This window comes from Mycobacterium sp. NGS66 (assembly GCF_059812225.1).
Map to the genome: position 1 here is coordinate 1 of NZ_JCALCG010000028.1, position 7,380 is coordinate 7,380.

Consider the following 7,380-nt stretch of genomic DNA (forward strand, 5'->3'; position numbering starts at 1 on the left):
TGGGCGCCGCGATCGCCGGATCTGTCGGGATGACACAACCGGGTTGCCGTCCTCGTATCGTCATTCCCGGGTACATGGAAAGGTTTATCGGGCGTGCGAGTTCTATAGACGTTGTCGAGGACGACGATTACGACGTGGAGGTTTCCGTTAGCGTTGCGCAGCCGCAGCGGGGAGGCGCGGTGGTGTCACAGGCTGACGTGGCGGTGATGGCGACGGTGCAGTCGCGCTGCCTGCCGGCCCGCGACTGGGGGGTGGACTGGTCCCGAAATGTCGTCGTCTGGGTGCGGCTGCACGACGATGGTGAGTACATTTTCACACCCGGCTTCGACCACGCGGTACCGGTAACCGCAAAGGGTCTTCGTGACCGCATCGATGGGCTGATCGCCGACGATGTCGCGGTGTTGCGAAGACGTCGAGCCGTCGTCTAAAGAACAGAGTCGTAAGGGTACGCCAGAACTGGGTCCCCCTAATGCGCGGGAGCGGTTACCTGCCAGACGATTTCGCCACCTGCCAGTTCAAGGGAGAGTCGCACGGCGAATTGCCTTGTGCGGCCGGGCGCTCTCAGACTGCTACCCGTTTCGATGTCAGCCGCGAACACGGCGTATGCCTGATGCTCCGACAAGGGTCGTGCAAAGGACCAGCACGGCAGTGGTGGCGGCTTCGGCGACCAATACGCCAGTGTTTAGAAAGGCCCGATCGGGGGTCACGCCTTCGCCCATCCACTGCTTGAGATCGATCACCAGGAGCCCCGGATGGACCAGGCACGCGATGACTTCGGCGAACGCGATGAGCGCGAACGCCGGTGCAAGGAGCCCGAGCCAGCGCAGTCGGGTCGCGGCAGTGAGCGTGACAGCAGCCGCGACCGAGGCAAGCAACACAATCCACGCCGGCACCGTGTTAATTGCCTGACCGAGCAGCGGGCCGATTCTGCCGAGGTAGCCTTCGTCGCCTTGGTCGCCGATGTACATGCCGAAGCCATTCCAATGCGATGGGATGTCCCACAGGTTTACCCATGGCAGAAGCGTAAGCCCGGCTGATGCGATGGCCGCAATGACCGCGACGACGAAGATTACTTTTCTTCGCTCTTCACGGCCCCACGAACTGATCATCGGATACCGCCGCGCCGTATCTTCACCGCCGCCGAACGAACTCATTCGGAATCCTTCGCGTGAGCTCCGACACGGTTCAGCCAACGCAGGGACCGATGGTGACCAACAGTCCAGGAAAAAATCAAGGCCATCGGACGTGTCGCAACCGAATCGAAAAGTATTGCGCCGGTCTTCACTATGTTCCCTCGCATCTCTCACATTTGGTTGGCTTTGATCCATTCGGGAAACTGCGGTTTGACCGGCTCACGCGGCATCTGAAAATTGGGGTTATCGGGCGGCGGATTGAGGAAATTTTGCCCCGGTGGCCGCCAAAGGTAGGGGAGTTGGGATTGCCACCAGTCCCCGCAGCTGACCGGAATCCCTCCAGGGTCGACCGAGGTCAGCTTGGTGATGTGCCAGTTTCCGAAGACGTTCCAGGTGGGCGGCATTTCCGCGCGGGGATCGGGCCGATCAGGGTGGTCGTCGATGAGACTCGTGGGTACTGTGTCCGAAGCTGGACCCGACAGTTCAATACGGCGGACATTTTGCACCAAGTACGCGTTCAGTCCGGTGGTATTCTCGGGTGCTGCCAGCGTATAGCCACACACGACCGCCCCGATATTGCTGTGGTCGGGAGAAATGGTTACCTCGGCTATGCGGTAGTACTGCGTCCGTGGCGATCGGCCAACCTCGGCAATGCCGGGGCTGGATTGCTTGGTATTAAATACATAGTCCTCGTCGCCAGAAGGGCCGCCGATCGCGTTCAGGTATCCAGGGAAGGTTTGGTCTGGGCCAAAATCATTTGTCAGTTCCAAGGCTTCGCGCGTGGCGCGGATAAGTTCGGCTGGACGCGAAAACAGGTCGAACGCGCCGTCGGCGGACCAGACGAAGCTAAAATGCGGATGTAATTGCTCGACGGTGGTCGTCGTTGGCGCCGCGTGCGGGTCGCGGGCCGGCTTGTCTGAGCAGCCAGCCGCCGCGGCCACGGCCACAATCAGCACACCCAGCAGCCGCCCACCCATTGGTGTCACTTATTTCTTGGGAAGCACGACGCGAGTCACGTCTGCGTAGCCCTGGCTGAAGGATTCCCACGCATCAGGACTCAACGAATTCAGCAGAACTTTGTAGGCGTTCTCAATATCGGTATCTTGCATACCGCGTAACCCTGCGTTAGTCAGTGCTTGGTCGTAGCCGAGCACATTCCCATCAGCGTCGAACGCCCACGAATACTTGCCGCGCAGCTCGGGGCTGAACGTCCCGGGCGGCACCTGTACAAGAGTTTCGTTGTAAAGCCGTTCCCAATTGGGTGCGGGGATCTGACCCACCGTCACGTTCTTATCGGGCTCCTTACCCACGAAATCATTCTTAAGCCCATCTTTGATCTGATCCCCGAACAGTTCGTCGGCGTATCCGAAGGCTTTGCCGAATGGCCCCGCCTTCTTCACCTCCCCCTCTGCCACGCCGGCAAGCCTTTGCCAGGTGTCCCAGGCGTCCTTCTTGTGTTGCCACACGTCGTGCAGATTGGCCTGGTGATTGGTGGCATCGGTTTGCAGAGCCGTCATCAATCCCTGGTCCACGGCGCCCTGGATGGTGCCCGAGGCGATCAAATGTGAACCGGCGTTCGGCGCATGGGGGTCATGGGCAAATATGCCTTCCTGACTGCTCATGGCGGCAAACGCGGCGGCGTTGAAGATCTCTCCCGCTCCCGGGTGAGTCGGGTTCTTCGTCAGATCCGAATCGAAAATCGACATGATGTTCGATAGACCGCCATGCCGGTTATCGGTGTTGGCCCAGTTCTGCTCTCCCAAGCCCACGTCGAAGCCGGCGGTCAGCCGATCGGGCGCCGCGCTGGCGCCGGCCAAGTCCGGTATGTAGGGGGCCATACTGGTGGCGACCTGGCGCATCAGCTCCGGGTTGAGCTGTCCGACGCTTTGGTGGTTGGTTCCGGGTACGTCGAACATCAAATTCCGGGCAGCGTCGCTGCTCATCGCGTGAGCGACGGCTTGCATGATCTCACCGTCGCGCGCTGCCATCGCATAGCCCGCGTGTGATTCGCCAGGACGTACAAACTGCTCATCGCCGTTGAACCTGAACAGCGACTTGGCCGCCTCACCCCCGTCCGCCCAGGAGCGGTGCGTCAACAAGTCGGTGACGAAATCCTGACCATGGGACGGGTTAACCACCGCGTCATGCAAAGCGATCTTGTCCGGCGCCACAGCCCTGAAAATGTCTTCGGTCACCCTAAGCGAGCCGTGAGGGTCGGAAGTCAACCAAGGGTTGCCCTCGTTGTCGATGCTCAAGAATCCATTACGATCCTGCTCACTGTGAACCTGGGCGTGCAGGTACTGGCGCCCGACATCCATTAGCCGCTGATCCAGCGCTGAGCCGGCTTTATACCGGTCATCGGACATCCCGGCGACCCGCGCGATCGACTGGTTGTCTTTGACCCCGCGGAGCATCGTGCTGTTCATCCCAATCGATTTGGTGACCACCAAATCCCCGCGGCTCAACGACTCCCGATACCGGTCGGGCAGCAAGGCGAAGCCCCCGTGGGTGGGAATGTCCTTATCGCCCGCCACGCTGGCGGTTACCCGGTCGGTGGAGACCAGTTGCAACGCGTTGGCGACATGCTGGCGTGCCTCAGCGGGCAGCGCATTAAGAATTGCCTCGATCTCCTGGGGTGTCTTTCCGTCCAGTGAGCGAGCCAACCCGTTCAGGTAGGCCAGCTGCGAGGCAGGGATGTTCACCTGGTCGCCTGCGCGCAGCGCTTCCAGTTGCGCGTCGGTCAATGATCCCGCCGCGGCCAACCGCTTCAGCTGCTCGGGTGTCAGATGTGACGGGTCTTTGAGCAGTTGGGTGGCGTCGGCGCGGGCTTGCGCACCGCCTAAGGCGGTCGGAGCGGTGAACGCGGCCCGCAAATCATCCCGGGTGGCGCTGAGGGCGTTCCTGACCGCGTTGTCGGCGGCTTCGGTGTCGTTGGCGGCGGACTTGATTCTGTCGGCAAGCCCGCGCATCGCCTTCTCGTCGTCCTCGGTGGATTTGCCGGGTTTGTAGACGCTCAGGTCCTCGCGAACCAGATAACCCGCGCTGGTCGCCTCGGCGATCGCGTTTCGCGCCCGCTGCAGCGGCTCATTGATGCTGTGGAATCCGTTGGTGGCGATGGCGGCGGCCCGGTCGAGATGACCGACCACCTGATGGGCGGCACGTTGATCGGCTTCGGCGCGATGCAGGGTGGCGTCGGCCGCCGCCCCCTGCCAATGTCCGCCGTTAACCGCAGCGACCGCCGATTTGTACCGGCTAAACAGGTCATCGACTTTGGAGCCCAGTGCGGTCCAGGCGTTGCCGATCTCGGTCAAAACCGAGGGGTCCCACGTCATGATCTGGGACAGCGTGAGAGTCACGAAGGTACCGCCGGCACGTTCCAGTCGCCGGTGGCGTTGGTGTAGGTCGTCATCGCGGTGGTCAAGCTGACCTTCGTTTCATCGGCGTTGCGGTACTGGTTGGCCACATCCACCATGAGGTCGCCGGTTTCACGTAACCGCTCCCGCACTGCAGGCACCAAATCGGTATCCACCAGATCATGGCTGATACTCATGGCCTCGGTGACCGAAGTCGGCACGTCTGAACCCCCGCTTAGCAAACCGCGCTGCGCGGCCATCGCTAACGTCAGCGGATTGGCTGAGGACTTCGCCGTGTTCATGCCGCCGGCCTCATCGGCCAAGCCATGCAACTTCTGCGCCAGAGCAGCCAAGCGATCCATCTCCACACTGAAGATCGTCACGGCATTCCCCCCAAGTGAGCCGGTGTCACGCCGACCAGAATCCTAACGACCGTGGTGGCTCCAATTCCTCGCACACTCGAGACCAGCGCCTCCCGTACACCGCGCAGCGATGGGGCAAGCGGGGTGAAACCGGCCGTCGGGCAACCGCCGCCAAGATGGTCAATTTCGGGAACCGCGCGGACGACCACGGCGGCGCGGCTGTACCTGGTAGCCGCCACGTTGAGCCAGCCCACGCAAGCGGTGCAGCGCGAACTCACGGGCCCGACCTGATTCGGGGATCACCACTCCTGCCCACAGCCCTTGGGCGCCCGGCATCTGGTACGCCTCACGAGCGCAGAGCCAGCGTCGCGGACACGCGATACACAAGGCCTTGGCCTGTTCGTCGGGATTTGTAGCCGTCCATCGCTCAGGCTCGTTGATGCAGACCGGAAGGTACTCGTCCAGCTGTGTGAACGGCATTGCCGCCGCGGCCATGGCTCCCCTTCACTTTGGTTGGTGTCTACGGACGTTTGCGGCGCCATATTGGAAAGCCGGCGTCGCCGCGATGATCAACCGCACGGCAGCTGAACTCTCCGGTATCGAAGAATGCCCGCTTCGGCCTTATCGCGCGACCGCTCACCGGGATCGTTTGGTGCTCGATCAGTCTCGATGGGTCTCGTTGAGTCTCGTTTCCTGGGTAGGATCGCGGACGTGGCGATTGCCTTGAAGCTGCTGTTGGAGGAGCGGCATTTGCATGCCTACAGCGAGTTTGTGGCCGAATACAACAGGCGGGCAAGGGAATTAGGTGTGCCGCGGCAAGCCGCGCCGCCGACGAAAGCCCAATATTACCGGTGGCTCGGAGGCGAAATTCAGAATTTGCCGCGCGGCTACCATTGCGCTGTGTTGGAGCGGATGTTCCCGGGCTGGAGCGCAAAGGAACTTTTCCAGTCTCAGCACGTACCGGCTGTCGACGATGTGCTAGCCGGAGTGCGACCCGCTGTCGACGCTTCCGACCTGACCGGCTTGTGGGTGACGTCCTATGTCGTCGACGGAATGCATCATGCCGACCTGTCAGTGCTGACCACCACGAAAGATGGGGTAGCAGCAAGGAATTACCCTCCGAGCCCTCGACTGGAAGGCCAGGCCTGCGGCTATGCCAACGACATCGAAGCCGGCATCTTCGGCCGGCACGTGATCGGCAGGTGGCGCAACGTGAATGACCGTTACTTCTACGGTTCGATTCATCTCGCGGTGCTACCCGGTGAGTTGACGATGGACGGCTTCTACACAGCGGTACAGAGTGACACTGCGGTGGCTTCAGAACCATGGAAGTGGGCGCGAGTGGATTCCGGATCGGCCGCTGGGGTGGAACTGACCACGCTAACGGTGAAAGAACCCCGCGTGATTTACGAATTACTTTGTGAGCGCACCCGTTTCGATCATGCAGTCGCCTTGGCGGACGTCACGGAGCCGGCGTGAGCTCGGCTGTGGACCGCATGCATGTGCGCGCGACCGTCGACATCTATCTGCGTGCGTGGATGACCCAGGATCCCGACCTCATCGTCACAATATTTTCACCGACCGCGACCTACCATGAACGGGTTTTGGACGAGCCGATCCGCAATATCGGTGGTATTAGGCAGTATTGGGAAACCAAAGTGGTCAAGGAGCAGGCCAACATCGACGCCAGGCTGCTCAATCTTTACCTGGATGGGACGACCGCGATAGCCGAGTGGGAAGCCCGGTTCGACGATCTCGTCAAAGGGCACCGCAAGGTGATGCGCGAGGTCGCCATCCTGGAATTCGAGGGCGATCGAATCGTAAGTTTGCGTGAATATTGGGCGTCTTCTCCGGTGCTGTGAGTGCCCAACCCGGTTCGCGGCCTCCTTGCTTGCTGCTGAATTCACTTGGGGAGGTTGTCGCATTGCGGCGCAAGCGTTAGGCAACCGAGGGCTGCCACGGTGTCGCTGGCGATTAGCACGGACGCTAATGTCAAGGTCGTGCAGAAGCTCAGGAGACGCGACAGCGGCGATGACTCGTGGTCGCCACGAGAAGTTGGTCGGCGACGACTTGGCCGGCGTCACGGATGCATTGGAGCAAAGCGATCGAAAGTGCTGGGGTATAACTGCGGTATCCGGCATCCGAGCACGAGGAAGCGGACGTTATATCCGCGCTAGTAACACTAGGGGCGGTAGCTCAGTTGGTTAGAGCCGCGGACTCATAATCCGTTGGTCGCGGGTTCGAGCCCCGCCCGCCCCACCTAAGTGCTGTATTGCCTCGGCTGATGCTTGACATTTCGGTTTCGGTTGATGCCTGACAGTGTTTCGGCTGATTCTTTACAGCTGTTTCGGTTGATCCTTGACACTCCCTTGAAGTACCCCAGGTTTAGTTCCTATTCGGTTGCGAGGGCCGGGGTTGGCTGGCTCGCGGGGTGTGAGGCACCGGTCAAGATCATCGACAACCCGCGCGCGGTTTACAGCCACGCACCGGGGTATGAGATGGCCCACACTGCAATCCAGGCGAGATTAACGC

The 7,380-nt window shown here is 61.1% G+C and carries 7 protein-coding genes, 1 tRNA gene and 1 pseudogene; 4 read left to right on the forward strand and 5 right to left on the reverse strand.

Annotated features, from left to right (window positions below; all coding sequences use genetic code 11):
- Positions 1-428, forward strand: a pseudogene (locus AC5Y2L_RS28320) (hypothetical protein); the annotation flags it as partial.
- Between the two features lie 156 nt (positions 429-584).
- On the opposite strand, the gene AC5Y2L_RS28325 reads toward AC5Y2L_RS28320, so the two are convergent.
- The 5 genes from AC5Y2L_RS28325 to AC5Y2L_RS28345 all read right to left on the reverse strand — a co-directional run bounded on the left by AC5Y2L_RS28325 (position 585) and on the right by AC5Y2L_RS28345 (position 5,343).
- A complete protein-coding gene (locus AC5Y2L_RS28325) occupies positions 585-1,154 on the reverse strand; it encodes a hypothetical protein (protein WP_499940025.1) in 570 nt (189 codons plus the stop codon).
- A 149-nt stretch (positions 1,155-1,303) separates the two neighbouring features.
- The gene (locus AC5Y2L_RS28330) at positions 1,304-2,110 is read right to left on the reverse strand and encodes a hypothetical protein (RefSeq protein ID WP_499940027.1); all 807 of its coding nucleotides are present in this window, start codon (positions 2,108-2,110) and stop codon (positions 1,304-1,306) included.
- A gap of 9 nt (positions 2,111-2,119) precedes the next feature.
- The gene (locus AC5Y2L_RS28335; RefSeq protein WP_499940029.1) at positions 2,120-4,489 is read right to left on the reverse strand and encodes a TPR repeat domain-containing protein; all 2,370 of its coding nucleotides are present in this window, start codon (positions 4,487-4,489) and stop codon (positions 2,120-2,122) included.
- On the reverse strand, positions 4,486-4,839 hold the full coding sequence (locus tag AC5Y2L_RS28340; protein WP_499945774.1) for a hypothetical protein: 354 nt from the start codon (positions 4,837-4,839) through the stop codon (positions 4,486-4,488). Before AC5Y2L_RS28340 ends, AC5Y2L_RS28335 begins: the two co-directional genes overlap by 4 nt.
- A 189-nt stretch (positions 4,840-5,028) precedes the next feature.
- A complete protein-coding gene (locus tag AC5Y2L_RS28345; RefSeq protein WP_499940031.1) occupies positions 5,029-5,343 on the reverse strand; it encodes a WhiB family transcriptional regulator in 315 nt (104 codons plus the stop codon).
- Positions 5,344-5,454: 111 nt separating this feature from the next.
- On the opposite strand from AC5Y2L_RS28345, the gene AC5Y2L_RS28350 reads away from it, so the two are divergent.
- The 3 genes from AC5Y2L_RS28350 to AC5Y2L_RS28360 all read left to right on the forward strand — a co-directional run bounded on the left by AC5Y2L_RS28350 (position 5,455) and on the right by AC5Y2L_RS28360 (position 7,107).
- Positions 5,455-6,327, forward strand: coding sequence for a hypothetical protein (locus AC5Y2L_RS28350; RefSeq protein WP_499940033.1), 873 nt, complete (start codon positions 5,455-5,457; stop codon positions 6,325-6,327).
- Positions 6,324-6,710, forward strand: a complete 387-nt coding sequence (locus AC5Y2L_RS28355; protein WP_499940035.1) for a nuclear transport factor 2 family protein — start codon at positions 6,324-6,326, stop codon at positions 6,708-6,710. The genes AC5Y2L_RS28350 and AC5Y2L_RS28355 overlap by 4 nt, the downstream gene beginning before the upstream one ends.
- Positions 6,711-7,033: 323 nt before the next feature.
- Positions 7,034-7,107 (forward strand) — tRNA-Ile (locus AC5Y2L_RS28360).
- Positions 7,108-7,380 lie beyond the last annotated feature (273 nt).